Source organism: Chitinophaga lutea, from assembly GCF_003813775.1.
Taxonomy (GTDB): Bacteria; Bacteroidota; Bacteroidia; order Chitinophagales; family Chitinophagaceae; genus Chitinophaga; species Chitinophaga lutea.
In genome coordinates, this window is record NZ_RPDH01000002.1 from 2,023,830 (window position 1) to 2,043,926 (window position 20,097).

General features: G+C 55.0%; 16 protein-coding genes. 2 read left to right on the top strand and 14 right to left on the bottom strand.

All coding sequences use genetic code 11. The features are described from left to right. Positions 1 to 306 precede the first annotated feature (306 nt). From EGT74_RS20425 to EGT74_RS20465, 9 genes are all read right to left on the bottom strand, one after another. The gene (locus EGT74_RS20425; protein ID WP_123848413.1) at positions 307 to 1,077 is read right to left on the bottom strand and encodes a carboxypeptidase-like regulatory domain-containing protein; all 771 of its coding nucleotides are present in this window, start codon (positions 1,075 to 1,077) and stop codon (positions 307 to 309) included. 234 nt (positions 1,078 to 1,311) lie between these two features. Next, positions 1,312 to 1,497: a CsbD family protein gene (locus tag EGT74_RS20430; protein WP_123848414.1), complete on the bottom strand. Its 186-nt coding sequence runs from the start codon at positions 1,495 to 1,497 to the stop codon at positions 1,312 to 1,314. 72 nt (positions 1,498 to 1,569) lie between these two features. Further along, the gene (locus tag EGT74_RS20435; RefSeq protein ID WP_158618241.1) at positions 1,570 to 2,502 is read right to left on the bottom strand and encodes an aldose 1-epimerase; all 933 of its coding nucleotides are present in this window, start codon (positions 2,500 to 2,502) and stop codon (positions 1,570 to 1,572) included. A 101-nt stretch (positions 2,503 to 2,603) separates the two neighbouring features. Continuing rightward, the gene (xylA, locus tag EGT74_RS20440) at positions 2,604 to 3,932 is read right to left on the bottom strand and encodes a xylose isomerase (RefSeq protein ID WP_123848416.1); all 1,329 of its coding nucleotides are present in this window, start codon (positions 3,930 to 3,932) and stop codon (positions 2,604 to 2,606) included. A gap of 10 nt (positions 3,933 to 3,942) precedes the next feature. Beyond that, positions 3,943 to 5,436 (bottom strand): xylulokinase, encoded by a 1,494-nt coding sequence (locus tag EGT74_RS20445; RefSeq protein ID WP_123848417.1) that lies wholly within the window; start codon positions 5,434 to 5,436, stop codon positions 3,943 to 3,945. Between the two features lie 59 nt (positions 5,437 to 5,495). Then, the gene (locus tag EGT74_RS20450) at positions 5,496 to 7,109 is read right to left on the bottom strand and encodes a sodium/sugar symporter (protein WP_123848418.1); all 1,614 of its coding nucleotides are present in this window, start codon (positions 7,107 to 7,109) and stop codon (positions 5,496 to 5,498) included. A 143-nt stretch (positions 7,110 to 7,252) separates the two neighbouring features. After that, positions 7,253 to 8,722: an alpha-L-fucosidase gene (locus tag EGT74_RS20455; protein WP_123848419.1), complete on the bottom strand. Its 1,470-nt coding sequence runs from the start codon at positions 8,720 to 8,722 to the stop codon at positions 7,253 to 7,255. Positions 8,723 to 8,734: 12 nt separating this feature from the next. After that, the gene (locus EGT74_RS20460) at positions 8,735 to 11,122 is read right to left on the bottom strand and encodes a glycoside hydrolase family 95 protein (RefSeq protein WP_123848420.1); all 2,388 of its coding nucleotides are present in this window, start codon (positions 11,120 to 11,122) and stop codon (positions 8,735 to 8,737) included. 90 nt (positions 11,123 to 11,212) lie between these two features. Continuing rightward, positions 11,213 to 12,331, bottom strand: coding sequence for an NAD(P)/FAD-dependent oxidoreductase (locus EGT74_RS20465; RefSeq protein WP_123848421.1), 1,119 nt, complete (start codon positions 12,329 to 12,331; stop codon positions 11,213 to 11,215). 213 nt (positions 12,332 to 12,544) lie between these two features. On the opposite strand from EGT74_RS20465, the gene EGT74_RS20470 reads away from it, so the two are divergent. Further along, positions 12,545 to 12,826, top strand: a complete 282-nt coding sequence (locus EGT74_RS20470) for a type II toxin-antitoxin system RelE/ParE family toxin (protein ID WP_123848422.1) — start codon at positions 12,545 to 12,547, stop codon at positions 12,824 to 12,826. 12 nt (positions 12,827 to 12,838) lie between these two features. Continuing rightward, positions 12,839 to 13,231, top strand: a complete 393-nt coding sequence (locus tag EGT74_RS20475) for a HigA family addiction module antitoxin (RefSeq protein ID WP_123848423.1) — start codon at positions 12,839 to 12,841, stop codon at positions 13,229 to 13,231. A 95-nt stretch (positions 13,232 to 13,326) separates the two neighbouring features. Here the strand turns inward: EGT74_RS20475 and ilvA are convergent, their stop codons facing one another. The 5 genes from ilvA to ilvD form a co-directional block, all read right to left on the bottom strand. Beyond that, positions 13,327 to 14,583, bottom strand: coding sequence for a threonine ammonia-lyase IlvA (ilvA, locus tag EGT74_RS20480; protein ID WP_123848424.1), 1,257 nt, complete (start codon positions 14,581 to 14,583; stop codon positions 13,327 to 13,329). Positions 14,584 to 14,813: 230 nt separating this feature from the next. Continuing rightward, positions 14,814 to 15,857, bottom strand: coding sequence for a ketol-acid reductoisomerase (gene ilvC, locus EGT74_RS20485; protein ID WP_123848425.1), 1,044 nt, complete (start codon positions 15,855 to 15,857; stop codon positions 14,814 to 14,816). Positions 15,858 to 15,916: 59 nt separating this feature from the next. Continuing rightward, positions 15,917 to 16,459: an acetolactate synthase small subunit gene (gene ilvN, locus EGT74_RS20490; RefSeq protein ID WP_123848426.1), complete on the bottom strand. Its 543-nt coding sequence runs from the start codon at positions 16,457 to 16,459 to the stop codon at positions 15,917 to 15,919. A gap of 30 nt (positions 16,460 to 16,489) precedes the next feature. Next, positions 16,490 to 18,244 carry a biosynthetic-type acetolactate synthase large subunit gene (gene ilvB / locus EGT74_RS20495; RefSeq protein ID WP_317126725.1) on the bottom strand — a complete coding sequence of 585 codons (1,755 nt, stop codon included), beginning with the start codon at positions 18,242 to 18,244 and terminating at the stop codon, positions 16,490 to 16,492. Then, positions 18,210 to 19,889 (bottom strand): dihydroxy-acid dehydratase, encoded by a 1,680-nt coding sequence (gene ilvD / locus EGT74_RS20500; RefSeq protein ID WP_123848427.1) that lies wholly within the window; start codon positions 19,887 to 19,889, stop codon positions 18,210 to 18,212. The genes ilvB and ilvD overlap by 35 nt, the downstream gene beginning before the upstream one ends. Positions 19,890 to 20,097 lie beyond the last annotated feature (208 nt).

The following is a 20,097-nucleotide window of genomic DNA, read 5'->3' on the forward strand; positions in this document are numbered from 1 at the left end:
ATACTCCGGCTTTTTCTTTTCCGGGATATCTGAAGGAGGGTATTGGACAGAAGCCCGGCGATACTCCGGGGTTTCCTTTCACGACATTTAAAACGGTCATATTAGCCGGGATGCTCCCGGGTTCCGCTTTTCCCCGGACATTTTAAACGGGAATATCGCAGTTGAAGGCTGATCCCTTCCCCTGTTTTTTTAACAGGAATAACATGACAGGAGGCTAACAAGCCGCGGTATCTCCTTCCGGGACAAGGAAAAGGGGAATGCTCCGAGAGCATTCCCCTTTTCCTTTTATTCAGGTAAAACGAAGAATCATTGATCGGGGCGCAGGGTGACGTTCGGATCTTTCCGCCACTGCTTCGCCCTTTCGGAAATCCAGAAAATGAGCGTTTCATTGTTCATGTTCCGCAGCATTTCGTACGGAGGCTGGTATTTCTGCGTGAACCGCAGCAGCGAATCGCCGCTCAGGCCGGTTACCCGGCTGACGAACGATTTGGAATAACGGTAATCGATATAAGCCTGCTTTTCGTGGTCCTCATATAAGCGTTTGAATTTGCGCAGGTCTTTTTCTTTTTTGGAGCCGCGGGTAAAAGGGCTGATCACGATGCCGAACCCGCCGGTGCTTCGTTTGGACGTATCCACCAGCGCGCGGTTGGGCGTTTCGAGGAAAGGCCGGAACTCTTCATACCGCGCGATGGAATCGAGCTGGTAGGGATTCCATTTGCCGGACACTTCCACCTCATGCAGGAAACTTTCCCGCAGCTTCATCCGCACATCGTGCACTTCCGTCCCGGCCATGCTCACCACTTTAAAACTGTCGGGCAGGTAACCGATGAAGGAAATGAGGATCTCGTCGCCCATGCGGGCGTTGATGCGGTAGTAGCCCCCGTTGTCGGAAAACACGCGGGTGCCGGAAGTTTTGTTCCGGATAGTGGCGGGGTATAATACCAGCTTTTTGGAAGTATCGGTGATCTGGCCCCTGACGAGCACCGGGGCATCGAATTGCGCCCGGGCCTTACTGAATGTACCGCCTGCCAGTGCGCAGGCCAATGCTGGAACTAAAAACAATCTGCTGAAATTCATCCCTTCATATTTAGTGTTGATGGTCTGATGAAGGCGTACAGACAGATTTCCTCGTGTAAAAAAGACCAGGTGCCGCACGGCTTCATATAACTAATAACAAATATGCACCAAAATAGTTAAGCGGGCGCGTCCCGCCTATTGCCGCATGTTAAATCTATCCTAAAAAAAAGCCGTTCCCGGCGCGTCCCTCGGGGGAGGCTGCCGGAAACGGCCATGGCTGTACATTTTTCTGCTTTAGAGCGACCGGATAAGGGATATCACTTCGTCCCTGCTTTTGCCCAGCTTGATCTGGATCTGACCAATCAACCTGTCGTCTTTCCCTTGCTCGTACCGGAGATCGGTGTCCGTCAAATCCGCGAACATATTTTTCAGCTTCTCTCTGATTTCATACCACCGGTCCTTAATCATCAGGATGTCCATAACATCTGCGTTTAATTATGAATAAATGAGGGGTTCGGGCTATGAAATTCAAAGTTTGTGCCAAAACGGCTGTTACCCCCTCACACGCAGGGTGGTGGCGAATTGTACGCTTTCCCCGGCGGCCAGCTTCACGAGGCCCAGGCCGTTATTGAAGGCGTTGGGCGCGCCGGTGAGGTTTTCCACGGCGATGCTGTTGCGGTGCGGGGGAATGTATATCTGCAGGATGGGATACGCCGTGGAAGGATAAAATTCGATGCTGACGTGCTTCTTCGGGTCGCGCAGGATGCATAACGGCGAAGGTTGATCAAAATCAACGATGAACGAGTTATCCAGCTCCACCCCGCGAAGACTTTTAGCCTGGTTAAACGATGTATAGGGCAGCAGTTTGCCGGTAGGTATCAGTTTATCGTCGAATTCCACGATTTCTTTCGACCGGAATTCCAGTTCCAGTTCGTCTACCGGCGTACCGGTGCTGAAATAGGGATGCCAGCCGTCCATCAGGGGAATGGATTCGCTGTGATGATTGAGGATGGACGTGGTGATTTCGAGGGTGTTCTGCGCGAGCAAACGGTACCGCACGTTGCAGGTGTACGGGAACGGGTAACCGGGGTCCCAGCCGCTATAGTGGTACTCCAGGTCCACCACCGCATCCTGGCTGCCGGTTTCTTCGAGGATCACGGCAAAAGCCTGGTCGTACAGCAAACCGTGAATGGGCGATTTCTGCACCTGGCGTTTCACGCCGTTCCATTCGTAAGCCGCGTCTTTGATGCGGCAGGCAAAGGGGCTGAGCTTTACGCTTTTGAAACTGCTGACCACGCCGGCGTCGTACTCGGCGCGGCTGGCATAACTGTCTATCACGTTCAGCGTTCCGTTTTTATGCGGAATGGTGAAGGCATGCAACAGTGCGCCCAGCGCAGGTATCACCTGCACGGAAGCGCCCTCGTCGTCTGTCAGTTCAATCACGTCGAACCCGTTTTGCTGTAAATGCTGTATGAAGAAGGCCATGCTTTTTTTTGCAAAATACAAAAATGGGGATTGGGCGGGAAGGAAATAAAAAAGGGCCGCACGGTGATGTGCGGCCCATTCTATAAATGATTGACAAAAGATCAGATGTATTGATTCACCAGGTTCTCCAGCCATTCCTGGCGGCCGCTGATCTGTTTAGGCTCGCCGTTGGCCAGTGCGAAGGCGCGCAGGTCTTCCAGCGTGAGTTTGCCGCTTTCGAATTCCTGTCCTTTCCCGCTGTCGAAAGACGCGTAGCGCTCCGCGCGGAATTTTTTATAGGGCGATTCGCGGAGTATGCGGTCTGCAATGAAAGCAGCGCGGGCGAAGGCGTCCATGCCGCCGATGTGTGCGTGGAAGATATCTTCCAGGTCGGTGGAGTTACGGCGCGCTTTGGCGTCGAAGTTCACCCCGCCGCCGGCGAGGCCGCCGGCTTCCAGGATAACGAGCATCGTTTCGGTCAGCTCGTTGAGGTTCATGGGGAACTGGTCGGTATCCCAGCCGTTCTGGTAATCGCCGCGGTTGGCGTCGATGCTGCCCAGCATGCCAGCATCCGCTGCTGTCTGCAGCTCGTGCTGGAAGGTATGGCCGGCCAGTGTGGCGTGGTTCACTTCTATATTCAGTTTAAAATCCTTGTCGAGGCCGTACTCCCGCAGGAAGCCGATCACCGTGGCGCTATCGTAGTCGTACTGGTGCTTGGTGGGCTCGCAGGGTTTCGGTTCGATGAAGAACGTGCCCTTGAAACCCTGTTTGCGCGCGTAATCGCGGGCCATGCCGAGGAAGCGGCCGAGGTGGTCGAGCTCCCTTTTCATGTTGGTGTTGAGCAGGGTCATATACCCTTCGCGGCCGCCCCAGAACACGTAGTTCTCTCCGCCCAGCGCGATGGTGGCGTCGAGCGCATTTTTCACCTGGGTGCCGGCATAAGCCACCACGGCGAAGTCCGGGTTGGTGGACGCGCCGTTCATGTAACGCGGATTGCTGAATACGTTGGCCGTGCCCCAGAGCAGCTTCACGCCGCTGGCCTTCTGTTTTTCCTTCGCATAGTCAACGATCTGCTGCAGGTGCTGCTCGTATTGGGCGAGGCTGCTGCCTTCGTCTACCAGGTCAATGTCGTGGAAACAATAATACGGCACGCCGAGTTTGGTGATGAATTCAAACGCCGCGTCCATCTTATCTTTCGCCTGCTGCACGGGATCGTTGGCCGTGAGCCAGGGGAACGCCTTCGTGCCGGGGCCGAAAGGATCGCCGCCGGTGCCGCAGAAGGTATGCCAGTAGCTCACCGCGAATTTGAAGAGTTCGCGGAGCGTTTTGCCATTGATGGTTTTGGTTTCGTCGTACCACTTGTAGGCCATCGGGTTGTCTGATTTCGGGCCTTCGTACTGGATTTTCCCTACCGTGGGGAAATAGGTCTTGTCGCCTGTAATGATATTCATGATCACTGTTTTATTGCGTGGATAAAATCTGTTGTAAACGGTCGTTCCATTTCGTGTACGCCTCACCGTACGCCTGTTCCTTTTCTGTCTCGGGCGTAACCGTGGTCAGGCATTCCATACCCGTAAAGGCGGCCTTCATATCGCGGTAATACCCGGAGCCCACTCCCGCCGCACGCGCCGCACCCAGCGCGCCGTCCGTATTGTACAGCTCGATGGTAACGCCGGCCGTGTTGGCGAATGCTTCGCGGAACAGCGGGCTGAGGAACATATTCGCTTTGCCCGCCCGTACACGGTTGATCTGCAGGCCCATGCCGCGCATGATGTTCACACCGTAGGTAAGGGCGTTCACGATGCCTTCCTGCCCCGCCCGCAGCAGGTGCGCCTGCTGATGCACACCGAAGGCCAGCCCTTCGATGGCCGCGCCCGGAAGGCGGTTAGCCAGTATCCTCTCCGCGCCGTTGCCGAACGGGAATACCTGCAAACCTTCCGCCCCGATGGGCGCTCCGGCCGCTATCTCGTTCATGCGGTTGTAGTCCATCCCGCCGGCAATGCCGCGCAGCCAGCTGTTTAAAATGCCGGTGCCGTTGAGGCACATCAGCACGCCGTTGCGGGTATTTTCTTTCGTATGATTGACGTGTATGAAAGTGTTCACCCGGCTTTGCGCATCGTACGCCGGTTTGTCGTGCACGGCATACACCACCCCGGAAGTACCGGCGGTGGTAGCGGCCTCGCCCGGCTCCAGCACGTTGAGTGAAAATGCGTTATTGGGCTGGTCGCCGGCGCGGTAGGTCACGGGGATGCCCGCGCGCAGCTTCAACAGCTCCGCGGCCTTCGCCGTTACGCGCCCCTGTTCGCCGAAAGTAGGCACGATGGGCGATAACAGCCCCGGATCGATGCCGTACAATGCCAGCAAAGGCGCCGATACGCGCTGCTCCGCAAAGTCCCAGAAAATGCCTTCAGACAGGCCCGACAGTGTGGTGGCCGGCTGGCCGGTGAGGCGCAGGGCGATAAAATCACCCGGCAGCATAATATGTTTGATACGGGCGTACACATCCGGTTCGTGCTGCTGCACCCACCGGAGTTTGGATGCCGTGAAGTTCCCGGGGGAATTGAGCAGGTGCGGCAGCGTGTAGGGTTCGCCCAGTTCCACCGCGGCTTTATCGCCGATGGCCACCGCCCGGCTGTCGCACCAGATAATGGAAGGCCGCAATACCTGGTGGTTTTCGTCGACGCACACGAGGCCGTGCATCTGGTAAGCGATGCCGATGGCGTTCACGGCGGTGGGGTCGAAGGGATGCTGCAGCTGCAGGGCATGCGTGGCTTTCACCACTTCCTGCCACCACATCTCCGGATCCTGTTCCGCCCAGCCGGCGCGCGGCACTTTGATGACAAACTCCTCCGTGGAACCGGTGGCCGCAGCGAGGCAGCGGCCGGTAGCGGCATCCAGCAGCGTAGCTTTAATAGACGAAGAACCGATATCGTAGCCGATCAGGTATGCAGACATGGAAGTAATAAGTTTTTATGATGTATGCCGGGCGTAATGGTTACACCCGGCATGACGGGTTACCAGAATACTGTATATAAAGCCGCGAGCACACCGCAGATGATGATCGCGCCTATGGAAAAAGCGGTATTGAGTTTGAACATGGACGCATCCACTTCGAGCCCTTTCGGATTGTCTTTGCTCTTCGGATCGAGGATGCTCATGATGCCCATGATCACCACGATGATGATGAACACCCAGCCCATCCGGTTAATGAAAGGCAGTTCGGGCATGCCGAACTTCAGGGCCACCGATAACGGAATGGCGAGGATAGCGCCTACCAGTGCGGCGTTGGCCGTGGTGCGCTTCCAGAAAAAGCCCATGATGAATATCGCGAACACGCCCGGAGAAATGAAGCCGGTGTATTCCTGGATGTACTGGAAACCCTGGTCGAGGCTTTTCAGCGCCGGGGCTACCAGCGCACCGATGATGATGGCCACCACGATGGTGTAACGGCCTACCTTCACCTGGTCCTGTTCCGTAGCGTCTTTCTTGAAGAAGTGTTTGTAAATATCGAGTGTGAAAATGGTGGCGATACTGTTGGCTTTTCCGGCCAGGGAAGCTACGATGGCAGCGGTCAGCGCGGCGAACGACAAACCTTTCAGGCCGGCCGGCAGCAGGTTGAGCAATACGGGGTAAGCATGGTCGGGTTTCACGGTGCCGGCGGCATCCAGCATCTCCTGCTGGAACATGCCGTTTTTATACAGCACATAAGCGGCAATACCCGGCAGCACTACGATCACCGGCATCAGCAGTTTCAGGAAACCGGCGAACAGGAGGCCGTTGCGCGCGGTTTTGAGATCCGCGCCCAGTGCGCGTTGCGTAATGTACTGGTTGCATCCCCAGTAGTTGAGGTTCACGATCCACATACCGCCGATCAGCACCGCCAGGCCCGGCAGGTCTTTATAGTGCTCGCTTTCCGGGGAGAAGATCATGTGGAAATGCTCCGGCGCTTTCTGGCGCAGCAGTCCTACCCCATCCCACATGCCCGAACCGCCGAAGTGGTCGGATACCAGGTTGAGTGCAAGATAAGTGGTGGCCAAACCGCCGAGTATCAGGAAAAACACCTGGATCACATCCGTATAACCGATCACCTTCATACCGCCCAGCGTGATAAAAATCGCGAACACAGACAGCGCCATCACGCAGGTCCAGAACGGAATGCCCGAAATGGTCTGAATGGCCAGTGCGCCGAGGTACAGGATGGAAGTGAGGTTTACGAACACGTAGAGCAACAGCCAGAACACGGCCATCACGGTGCTCACGCGCCCGTCGTACCGTTGCAGCAGGAACTGCGGCATCGTGTAAATCTTGTTCTTGAGGTAGATGGGCAGGAAAAATATCGCCACTACCAGCAGGGTGGCAGCCGCCATCCATTCATACGTGGAAATGGCCAGCCCCATTTTAAAACCGGAACCGGACATGCCGATGAATTGTTCCGCGGAAATGTTGGACGCAATCAACGAAGCCCCGATGGCCCACCAGGTAAGGGAACCCTCTGCAAGGAAAAAGTCTTTCGTATCAGCGGAGGCCTTCCTCTTTCTTTGATAGATATAATAACCGTAACCGGCTACGATAACAAAGTAAAATGCGAAAACCAGGTAATCGAGTGGCAGCAGCCCTGTGTTGTTCATATTTGATCAGTATAACGTGATAACGTGAGAATCATATATCCCGTCAAGATAGCAAACAATTTTTAATTGTAAAATCAACAGTTAAAAAAAAAGGCATAAAAAAGGGGCCTTTTGAGGGCCCCCTTTAAAGTGTTCAGTATCAACTAAATGGTCTGTGTGATCTTGAATGCGAAAGCGTGGCGGCAGGGTACTTCCTGTACGGACAACTTCGGCACGGTGACCTCGATGCCCTCTTTGACCTTTTTGAACGCCAGCTTGCGGGGCAGGCCCAGCAGCTGCACGGTGGTACCGGCGGAAGGATTCACGTCGCGGATGAGGAACCTGCCTTCGGGCAGCCTGGGAGCAATCGCATATACGGTGCTGCCATTGGCCGTGAAAAAGATTTCCTTCGCCGCGTATCCCGGTTCGGGCTGTACGGTCTGTTTGAGCATGGCCTCGCCGCTCACCATGCCGTGGGGCGGCTTCCAGTCGCGGCGCCCGGCCGACCACTGCACTTTGTTTTTCCAGCTGCGGGTGTTGTAAATGGCCTCGCCGTTCACTTTCAGCCACTCCCCTATTTCGAGAAGGCGCTCCTGCATGATCGGCGGTATTTTGCCGTGGCCGTCGGGCCCGATGTCGAGCAGCAGGTTACCGCCGCTGCTCACGATGTCGGTGAGCAGGTAGATGAGGGACTGCGTGCTGTTGTAATCCTCGATGTCTTCATTACGGTTATACCCGAACGAAAAGCCCATCCCCCGGCATTCCTCCCAGGGCCGGCTAAAGGTGGCGCCTACCTCATATTCGGTGGTGTAGTAGCCGCCGTGGTTTTTGCGGATACCTTTCCCCCAGCGGTCGTTCACCGCTACCTTGTCTTTCACCGGCGATTCATTGAAGAGCCAGGTCAGGAATTCGCGCGACTGCCAGAGGGTATCGCTCTGGTCCCATTCACCGTCCGGCCAGATGATGTCCGGTTCATAACGGTTCACCAGGTCGCGGAGCTGCGGCAGCATGTGCTCATTGACGTACTCCTTGTATTTTTTATCGCGGTAGAGCGGGTTGTACCATTCGTAGAGGGAATAATAGAATCCCATCTTCACGCTTGTTTTTTTAACGGCGGTGGTGAGGTCGCCGAGGAGGTCGCGTTTTGCCGCACCGTCCACTGCATTCCAGGGGCGGCCGAAGGCTTTGGTGGCTTCTTTGCTGGGCCAGAGCGCAAACCCGTCGTGGTGTTTGGAGGTGAGCACGATGTATTTCGCGCCGGATTTTTCGAACAGCTTCGCCCAGGCTTCCGGGTCGTAGTCTTCCGCTTTAAAATAATCCGCGAACTGGTAGTACGAAAAATCCTTGCCGTATACTTTGTTGTGATGATCCACCACGGCGGTGGGCGAAGGGTTGTTGTTGCCGAATACCTTGCCGCTTTGCAGCCAGTACTGGTACCATTCCGAATAGACGCCCTTGGGCGCCCAGGCGGGCACGGAATAAACGCCCCAGTGAATGAAGATGCCGAATTTGGCGTTCTCGAACCATGCCGGCACGGGCCGGCTGTCTAACGATTCCCAGGTGGGCTTATACTGTGCCTTTATCGTAATGGGCAACAGCAGGGCAAGCCAAACAAGATGTCTGAATAACTGCATGTATCAGGTGGTTTATAATAATTGATGTACCGGCACTACTACTTCTTTTCCTTTTTCGATGGAAAGAGGCAGCAGGTGCTGGCGGTATTTCAGTACGATGTTGCGGCCGGTGGTGGAGCGCAGCACGAGGCCGGAGAGCACGCCATCTTTCCAGCTGATGTCTAGCTCAAACCCACCGCGGGCGCAAAGCCCCGTAACGCTCCCGTTCGCCCAGGCTGCGGGCAGTGTGGGCAATACTTCCACATAATCGCCATGGCTTTGCAGCAGCGCTTCCGCGATGCCGGCCGTTCCGCCGAAGTTACCGTCGATCTGGAACGGCGGGTGGTTATCGAACAGGTTGGGCAGCGTGGACTTGGCCAGCAGCGCCTGCAGGTGGTTGCGCACACTGTCTGCCTGTTTGAGGCGGGCGTAAAAATTGATGATCCAGGCCCTGCTCCACCCGGTATGCCCGCCGCCTTTGCTGAGGCGGCCGGTGAGGGTTTTCAGTGCGCCTTCGAACAAGGAGGGCGACTGCTCCGTGATCTGCGTGCCGGGGTGCAGGCCGAAGAGATGGGAGATGTGCCGGTGACCGGGCTCCGCTTCTTCATATTCGTGTATCCATTCCAGTATGCGGCCGTCTTTCCCCGTCCGGGTGGGCGGCAGCTGCGTTATGATCTGTTGCCAGCGCGCCGCGTCCGCCGAATCGGTCCTCAGCAGGTTGGCGGCGGCGATACATTTGGAAAGGAACTCGCGGAGTATCTGGCTGTCCATCGTAGGCCCGTAAGTAAGGCCAGCAGGTTTGCCCGTCACCGGGTGCACGAACCTGTTTTCCGGCGAGCTGCCCGGAGAAGAGACGAGGTAGCCTTCGGGACTTTTCACGAGAAAGTCCTCCACGAACAGGGCATGTTCTTTCATGATGGGATACGCCCTTGTTTTGAGGAAATTATAATCCAGCGTAAACGCATAATGTTCCCAGAAGTGGAGGCACATCCAGCTGGCGGCCATTGGAAAGGTACCCCATGCGGCACTGGCCTGCACGCCTGTTTTCCCGAAAGCGTCGGTGCAGTGATGCACCACCCATCCGCGGGCGTTGTACATTTTTTTGGCGGTGATGCGGCCCTGTGGGCGGATGTAATCCATAAAGTCGAACAGCGGCGCGGTGGTTTGGGAAAGATTGGTGACTTCCGCCGGCCAGTAGTTCATCTGGAGGTTGATGTTGGTATGAAAGTCCGCATTCCACGGTGCGTCGAGGTGCTGGTTCCAGATGCCCTGCAGGTTAGCCGGCAGTACGCCCGGGCGGCGGGAGCTGGAGAGCAGCAGGTAACGGCCGTACTGGAAGTACAGGGCTACGAGGTGCGGATCTTCATGCCCTTTTTTCACCTGCTGCAAGCGTTCATCGGTTGGCGTTGCGTCTTCCGCCACCTCCCCGATCTGCAGTTTCACTTTTTTCATGACCGCCTCAAAATCCTTTACATGCGCGGCCTGTATCTGTGCGTAGCTGCGCAGGGCGGCCTGCTGGAGCAATTGTTTGCATTTGTTGAGGGCGATGCTGGCGCCGGGGTCCACATCCTGTTTGACGGCATTGTAATTGGTAGCGCCCTGGATGTATAAAGTAACGGCGTTGGCGTTCTTCACCTGTAGCCCACCCTCTTTTGCCTGAATGGCGCCGCCGGTGGGGGTGGCCTGCAGCATACCCGCAAAGCGCATATGCAGGCCCGCGGGGCCCCGTTTCTCTTTGCCTTCCAGGTCGTTGATCTGCCCGTTCAGCACCAGCTGGTTATTGCCCGCTGCGGTCACTTTGCAATCGATGCACCGGGAGCTGGTATCCCTGGGCGCCGGCCGGTCGAGCGAAATGAAAGCATCGATGGAAGCAGGCTTTGAAGCCGTGATCCGTACCACGATGACGTTGTTCGGCGCCGATGCGAGCACTTCCTGTTTATATTCCACACCGTTCACGGTGAAGCGGGTGGTACTGATGCCGTTTTCTATATTCAGTTCGCGGTGGTATCCCGTATAATCCGTAAACCCGTACCGGATGTTAACGTTCATGAGGGTCTGGTTGGAACGGAAGTTACGCGCGATCTGGGTGGAGTTCTCTCCGTCCACCGCCACGAAATTCGGTTGCGCGATGGCCAGCGCCTCGTCGTTTTTGTTCGCAAAAAGCAACCGGCGGATGGTGTCGAGCACCTTGTAGGCGTTAGGGTTGGCATCGTTGAACTTGTTGCCCGCCCATACGCTTTCCTCGTTGATCTGTAAGATTTCGTTGCCGGGCCTGCCGTACACCATGGCGCCCAGGCGGCCGTTGCCAACGGGCAGGGCTTCCTCCCATCTGGCGGCAGGTTGCTGATACCAAAGGCGAAGGGGCTGCTGGGCATATACGACATTGCCAAGCAGCAGAAACAGGATAAGGATCTTTTTCATAACTGTACGACGATGATAAAATAAATATAATCATTGCCCGTGGCCGTTACAAGCAACGGGTAATTCACTATCAGCAATTGCGATTATTCTTTATTCATGCATCAGCGCGGCGAGGGAGCGGCCAACTTCCGAACCGATGGCGATGCCCATTCCGCCCATCCGCACAGCGAGCCAGATGCGTTTTGAATAAGCCTTCACAATGGGCTGCTTGTTCTGGCCGAAAGCCATAATGCCCGCCCAGCGGTCTTCTATAACAAACGGATGATGGGGCAGGATGAGGGTACGGAGTTTGTCTTCCAGGTCTTGTTGTATGCGTGCGCTCAAAGCGATATCGGTTGTCGTTTCTCCGCCAAAATCCAGGTTGCGGCCACCGCCGAAAAGCACGCGGCCGTTCAGTTCCCGAAAGTAATAATATCCTTCGTCGAAATGAAATATTCCTTTGAAGGGAAGATCTTTCACGGGTCCGGTGATGAGCACCTGCCCGCGGCCGGGGGTGATGTCGAGCTCGGGCAGGAAGTCGCCGGTAAAGGCGTTGGTGCAGATGGCAAGCTGTTCCGCGCTGAACTGCAGGCTGTTGTTGACGGTTACTTTCACCTGCTGTGCGTCTTCTTCAAAGGAGGTGACTTCGCAGCCCGTTTTGATTTCGATGCCGCGCTCGAAGGCGAGGTCGATGAGGGTGCGCATCATCATGCCGGTATGCAGCTCTCCCTCGAAGTTATTTTTAACGAGATGTCTGACGTGCGACCTGGCAAAACCGAAGGCGTCGATCTTATCGTCGGCCATGGAAAAGGCGGGGCCGGGCAGGATGTCGAACAGCATGGCGTTGACGGCTTCCATTTGTTGCAGCGCCGGTAATTCGGCTTCGCCGATAAGCTCGTAACTGCCGTTTTCACGATACTGCATCCGGTCGTCGCCGATGCGGGAGCGCAGCAGTTGCAGGCCTTTTTTACGCATCTGCACGAGGGCCACTACTTCTTTGGCAGGCATACGGCGCAGGTCGTCGAGGATTTCGGTGAGGCTGCCGATGCAGGCGAAGCCCGCGTTACGCGTAGATGCGCCGGAAGGCAGCAAACCCCGCTCGAGCACAAGGATGCGTTTGCGGGGGAATCGTTCTTTGATGCTGATAGCGGCCGACAGGCCCACGATGCCGCTTCCCAGGAGGATGCAGTCGTAATGAAGGAGACTTTGTTTTTCCCAGTAACTGAGCATAGCAGCAATTTAGGTAAAATTTGGGAGAACGAAGTGTAAAGTGTAACTTTACGCTTTACACGTTGTGACCGGTCATACTCAGGTGATCTTTGACTACCGGGAAAGCTGTTATTTCCTTAGGAAATTCAGCATTATCTCTTGAAAACCCGGTAATATATCAAGCCTTCACCCTTTTCCTTGTAGTTGATCTATTATGGATAAATAACAACAAGGATGATCAAACACTTCAAAAGCAAGGCGCTGAGAGCTTTCTGGGAACACGATAAAAAGTCAGGCCTGCCGGCACAACATACCGGGAAGATAAGACGGATCCTGTATGTACTGGATATTGCCGCGATGCCGGAAGATATGCAGGCTGAAGCGAGCTGGAAAGCCCACCCGTTGAAAGGTCCCATGCAAGGTTACTGGAGCATATGGGTAAGCGGGAATTACAGGATAGTATTTTTATTTAAAGACGGCCATGCTTACGAGGTTGATTATATTGACTACCATTAATAAACCGAACATATGAAGCGAAAAATGAAATTTGAGCACCCGGGTATTTTGCTGAAAGAAGAGCTTTTTGACTACCAGGGCCTTACTATTACGGAAGCTGCAAAATTGTTGAAAGTAACCCGCCCGGCATTATCGAAAGTGGCCAACGGGAGGGCGGTTATTTCCGTGGACATGAGCCTCCGGATCGCCGCAGTATTTGGCGGAACGGCCGAAATCTGGCAGCGGATGCAGACAGCCTACGACCTCCAGGAAGCCAAACCCAGAATTGACAAGCTCAAGCTGAAGCGGTACCAGCCCAAAGCGCAACAAAAAACAGCGGCAACCGGCAAGGCTGAAAGCACCGGCATGACCGGCAGGCAAACGCAGGCACGCATTCCTCTGGCTGCCCGGCAGTTCAACGATTGATGCCCGGCGATAAAAAAAGCCCCATCCGTACGAACGAGGCTTTACACCACTACTATAGGTTGAACCAATACTAAACCAGCAATAGAATTCACCCGCTACACCAGGTAACCGAACAGGTTATCGTCCTTGTTCAGCTCCGTGTAATGCACATTGTATTTGCGCATGTTGGCGATCAGCAGGTCATAATCCTCCCGGTTCTTCAGCTCTATGCCCACCAGGGCGGGGCCTGTTTCCTTGTTATGTTTCTGAATGAATTCGAAACGGGTAATGTCGTCGCCGGGGCCGAGCACATGGTTCACAAAATCCCGCAGGGCGCCGGGGCGCTGTGCGAAACGCACGATAAAATAGTGCTTCAGGCCTTCGTACAGCAGGGACCGTTCCTTGATTTCCTGCATGCGGTCGATGTCGTTATTGCTGCCGCTCACCACACACACCACCTTTTTGCCGCTGATGTCGGCCGCGTAATCGTCCAGCGCGGCGATCGACAGTGCGCCTGCCGGTTCCACCACAATCGCATCCTCGTTGTACAACTTCAGGATGGTGGAGCAGATGCGGCCTTCGGGCACGAGGCTCATTTTGTTCAGGGCGTCTTTACAGATCTGATAGGTCAGCTCTCCTACCCGCTTTACCGCCGCTCCGTCCACAAACCGGTCTATTTCCGGCAAGGTAACGGGGCCGCCGTTTTCGAGAGCGCGCTGCATGGAGGGAGCGCCTTCGGGCTCTACGCCTACGATGGTCGTAGCAGGGCTGTATGTGCGGAAGTAAGCGCCTACGCCTGAGGCCAGGCCACCGCCGCCTACCGGCATGAACAAATAATCCACGTCCTGCAGCTCTTCCAGTATTTCCACGCCTACCGTGCCTTGCCCTTCAATGATACGGGCATCGTCGAACGGCGGTATGAAGGTCATGCTGTGCTCGCGGGTATAGGCCTGGGCTTCGGCCGCACAATCGTCGAACGTGTCGCCTATGAGCCGGATCTCTATACTGTCGCCGCCAAACATCTTCACCTGGTTCACTTTCTGTTTCGGTGTAATGATGGGCATGAATACCACGCCTTTTACGTTCAGCTTTTTGCAGGAATAGGCAAATCCCTGTGCATGGTTCCCTGCGCTGGCGCAGGTGAGACCGTTGGCAAGCAGCTCCGCATCGAGGCTGCTCATCATATTGTATGCGCCTCTCAGTTTATAAGAGCGCACCACCTGCATATCTTCTCTTTTCAGATAAACATCGCAGTTGTACCGGCGCGAGAGGTTGGCGTTGTACATTAAAGGGGTACGGACCACCACGGGCTGCAGCCTTTCGGCAGCTTCCTTTATCCGCCGGGTATCGATCGTATTGAGCACTTCAGACATTGTTGTAACCAGTTAAAAGTAAAAGAAAAAGGGAAATGAAAGTCCGGAAACACTCATCGAATGTAACACACTCCTCCGCATCCAATACCGTTCAATCTGTTGCTGTTGTTCATCCGTTCATGATTGATTTTCCAATTGCCGGACGGAACCTCGCATGAGAGATGCTTCTTTATGGGAAGAGGCTCTCATGCTCGGTTTCATTTCCCTTTTTTTATTACTTGAAAACCGGATTACTTACCGGGGCGCAGTTTCCTTACGGCGGCGCCTGCCTGCCACATTTCGCTGTTGCGCAGCTCTTCGAGCTCTGCGTTCAGTTTTTCGCGGTAATCGGCCTGGCTGTTCAGGTTGATGGAACGGGCGGCTTCTTTACCGGCGGCAACGCTGGCGTACAGTTCGTCGAATACGGGCTGGGTAGCGTCTTTGAATTTCTTCCACCAGTCGAGCGCACCGCGCTGTGCAGTGGTAGAGCAGTTGGCGTACATCCAGTCCATACCGTTTTCAGCTACCAGCGGCATCAGCGACTGCGTCAGTTCTTCAACGGTTTCGTTGAAAGCTTCGGACGGAGAGTGGCCGTTGCTGCGCAGGGTCTGGTACTGGGCTGCGAAGATACCCTGGATGGCGCCCATCAGGGAACCACGTTCGCCGGTGAGGTCGGAGAATACTTCTTTTTTGAAGTCTGTTTCGAACAGGTAGCCGGAACCTACGCCGATACCCAGTGCGATCACTCTTTCTTTCGCGCGGCCGGTTGCATCCTGGAAGATGGCGTAGCTGGAGTTCAGCCCCTGGCCTGCGAGGAACAGCCTGCGCAGGGAAGTGCCGGAACCTTTGGGGGCTACCAGGATCACGTCTACGTCTGCAGGCGGTATGATGTTGGTTTGATCTTTATAAGTGATGCCGAAACCGTGAGAGAAATACAGGGCTTTACCTTTGGTGAGGAAAGGTTTCAGCGTAGGCCACAGGGTGATCTGGCCGGCATCAGACAGCAGGTACTGGATGATGGTGCCTTTCTGGGCGGCTTCTTCGATCTCGAACAGTGTTTCGCCGGGTACCCAGCCGTCTGCCACGGCTTTGTCCCAGGTTTTGGAATTTTTACGCTGACCAATGATCACGTTAAAGCCATTGTCCTTCAGATTCAGCGCCTGGCCGGGACCTTGAACGCCATAACCAATGATAGCAATAGTTTCGTTCTTCAGAACTTCTCTTGCTTTTTCCATGGGGAATTCTTCTCTGGTTACTACTTCTTCCAGTACTCCGCCAAAATTGATGGTTGCCATGTTTTGATAGTGTTTGTTTAAAAAGTTGTTAAAAGTCTAGTTTTCAGTTTGCGCCGTTATCAGTCTTTCAGATTATCCGCTTCGATCAGCGAAAGATCTTTCAGATGTTCGTGGAAGCGGCGGCTCCATTTCACGATCGCTACGCGACCGCTTTTGGAATATTCTATGAGGCCGTATGGTTCCAGTTTCTGGAGCATGGCAATCAGCTCCTGCTGGTGGCCCGTTTTTTCGATCACGAAATAATCCGGCGTAATGGTCAGGATGCGGGCGTTATTGTCCCGGATGATCTTCTCGATATCGCCCGTGTGCAGGCTCTTCGTAGAGATCTTGTACAGGGCCAGTTCCTGGTATACCACTTCATCTTCATCGTGCACGAAGGCGCGGTGGATCTCGATGAGCTTTTCGATCTGGCCCACTACTTTTTCCAGCCGTTCCCTTTCGGACAGCACGGTGATGATGAATTTGTATACACCGGGTATTTCAGTTTCAGCTGTGGTCAAGCTGGTGATATTGATGCCCCGGCGGGTGAAGATCACGGAAATGCGGTTGGTGATCCCTATCCTGTCTTCCGTGTACACCGTTACGGTATATTCTTTTTGCATGACGTTAATTCAATTAATGATAAAGAACTGCTACTCGAGGCGGATGGTTGAAATCGGCGCGCCGGCGGGCACCATGGGGAACACGTTGTCTTCCTGTTCCACCACGCATTCCAGCAGGTATGCGCCTTTTGTTTCCAGCATTTCCTTCACGGCGCCTTCGAGCTCGGAGCGTTCCGTGATTTTGCGGCCCGGTACGAAAAAGCCTTTCGCGATCTGAACGAAGTCCGGATTGATCATCACCGTGGAAGAGTAGCGTTTGTCGAAAAACAGCTGCTGCCACTGTCGTACCATGCCGAGGAAGTTATTGTTGAGGATCACGATTTTTACGCCGATTTCGGACTGGTAGATGGTACCCAGTTCCTGCAGGGTCATCTGGAAACATCCGTCGCCGATGATGGCTACCACTTCCCTTTCGGGAGCGCCTACCTTGGCGCCCATGGCTGCCGGCAGGGAGAAGCCCATCGTACCCATACCACCGCTGGTGATATTGGTGTTGGGATCCTTGAAGCGGTAGTAGCGGGAAGCGATCATCTGGTGCTGGCCCACGTCGGTTACGAGGATGGCTTTCCCCTCCGTCTGTTCTGATATCACGCGGATAACTTCCGCCATTTTCAGCTGCCCTTCGGTAGGGTACAGCTCGCGGTGCCTTACTTTTTCGTCTTCTTTTTTGTCTGCTTCCTTGAACAGCTGGAGCCATTCGGGATGGCTGGCCTTGTTCACCAACGGCAGCAGGGCCTGCAGCGCTTCTTTGGCATCTGCATGTATCGCCACGTCGGCCGTGATGATTTTATTGATCTCCGCTTTATCGATTTCGATGTGGATCACTTTGGCCTGGCGGGCGTAAGTGCTCACATCGCCGGTGATGCGGTCGTCGAAGCGCATGCCCACGGCAATGAGCACATCGCATTCGTTGGTGTTGATGTTGGGGCCGTAGTTACCGTGCATGCCGGTGTAGCCCACATAGTTGGGATGGTCTACCGGTACGGCAGAGAGGCCCAGCAAGGTGGAAGCAACGGCGATATCGGCTTTTTCGGCCAGTGCGATCAGTTCTTTTTCCGCTCCTGAGATCAGTACGCCATGGCCGCACAGGATGTAGGGCCTTTTGGCGCTGTTGATCAGGTCGGCGGCGGCTTTCACGGCATCCTCCTTTAATACGGGATGCGGGTGATAGCTGCGGATGTGCTCGCAGGCTTTATACTGGAAGTCGAGCTTGGCGACCTGCGCATTTTTGGTGATATCCACCAGCACCGGGCCGGGGCGGCCGCTGCGGGCGATATAGAATGCTTTGGCGATGGCGCCCGGGATATCTTCCGGGCGTGTTACCTGTATGTTCCATTTGGTGATGGGCATGGTGATGCCGATCACATCCGTTTCCTGGAAAGCGTCGGTACCCAGCAGGGCTGCCGCTACCTGGCCGGTGATGCAGACCATCGGGGTAGAGTCCATATGCGCATCGGCGAGGCCGGTTACGAGGTTGGTGGCGCCGGGGCCGGAGGTGGCGAATACCACGCCTACCCGCCCGTTTGCACGTGCGTAACCCTGAGCAGCGTGCGTGGCACCCTGCTCGTGACGGACCAGTATATGATGGACTTTATCCTGAAAATCGTACAGGGCATCGTAAATGGGCATAATGGCGCCTCCGGGATAACCGAAAATGGTTTCCACGCCTTCTGCAATCAGTGAACGGATCACTGCTTCGGCACCGGTAATGATCTCGGCGGCGGGAGCCGTGGCCCGCTTGTCAGACTCCTCAGTCTTCATCGGTAACACATCCTTCTGTTGCATTTTTTACATGTTTTGCGTATTTGAATAATATTCCTTTCTCCGCCTTCAAAGCCGGCTGTTTCCACGCCGCCTTGCGGGCTTTCAGTTCATCCTCGCTTACATTCACTCTGATGATGTTGTTCACCGCATCGATCTCGATCTCGTCGTTATCTTTCACCAATGCAATGGTACCGCCCTCGTACGCTTCGGGGGTAATGTGGCCCACCACGAAACCGTGGGTGCCGCCGGAAAAGCGGCCGTCGGTGATCAGGGCCACACTTTTGCCCAGGCCCACGCCCATGATGGCGGAAGTGGGCTTCAGCATTTCAGGCATACCCGGGCCGCCTTTGGGGCCCACGTAGCGGATAACCACCACGTCGCCGGCTTTTACGCGGCCAGACTGGATGCCTGCGATCAGTTCGAATTCGCCGTCGAACACGCGGGCGGGACCGGTGAATTTTTCACCTTCCTTGCCGGTGATCTTGGCTACCGAGCCCTGCTCTGCCAGGTTACCATACAGTATCTGGATGTGGCCGGTGGTTTTGAGCGGTTGTTCCAGGGGAACTATGATGTGTTGTTCGGAAAAATCAATGTCGGGTACGGAAGCCAGGTTTTCCTCGATGGTTTTACCTGTTACCGTGAGGCAGTCGCCGTGCAGCATTCCTTTTTTCAGGAGGTATTTCATCACCAGGGGAACGCCGCCGATGTTGTGGAGGTCTTCCATCAGGTATTTGCCGCTGGGTTTCAGGTCGGCGATCAGCGGGGTTTTATCGCTCAGGCGCTGAAAATCTTCCATGCCGAATTTCACGCCTACGGATTTGGCGATGGCGATGAAGTGGAGTACCGCGTTGGTACTGCCGCCGAGGGCCATGATCACGGTAATCGCATTTTCAAATGCTTTGTAGGTCATGATGTCCTTCGGCTTGATATCTTTTTCCAGCAGCAGGCGGATGGCTTTGCCCGCCGCCAGGCATTCCTCCTTCTTTTCCTTGCTCAGGGCAGGATTGGAGGAGCTGTAAGGAAGGCTCATACCCAGGGCTTCGATACCGGAGCTCATGGTATTGGCCGTGTACATACCGCCGCAGGCGCCGGCGCCGGGGCATGAGTTCTGTACGATGCCTTTGAAGTCGCCCTCGTCGAGGTTGCCCGCCATTTTCTGGCCGAGCGCTTCAAAAGCGGAGATGATATTGAGATCCTGTCCTTTATATTTACCGGGCGCTATCGTGCCGCCGTATACCATGATGGCGGGGCGGTTGAGGCGGCCCATGGCCATCAGGGAGCCGGGCATATTTTTGTCGCAGCCCGGAACGGTGATCAGCGCATCATAATACTGGGCGCCACAAACAGTTTCAATCGAGTCCGCAATCAGGTCGCGGCTGACGAGCGAGAAACGCATGCCGTCGGTACCGTTACTGATACCATCGCTCACACCGATGGTGTGAAACATGAGGCCCACCAGGTCGTTGGCCCATACGCCTTTCTTCACTTCTTTCGCCAGATCGTTCAGGTGCATGTTGCAGGTATTGCCATCGTAGCCCATGCTCACGATGCCCACCTGTGCCTTTTTCAGATCTTCCTCCGTTAACCCTATCCCGTACAGCATGGCTTGTGCGGCAGGCTGTGTGGGATCTTGCGTAATCGTTTTACTGTATTTGTTTAACTCCATATAATTCAATCAGTTAAATTCCGGGTGCTGGTTAGCTTAATTTCTAATTATCGTACAAGTTATTGCCGGGCCATTTCATATTCAAACCTATAATTTGCCTGTTCCCGGTCTTCAAGAGGTGGCCTTTACAGCCGAAACCCTCTGTGAGTGGGGGTTTGGGGAAAAAGCGTTTACGCCATTCAAAACTAAAAAAAGGGTGGCGGACCCG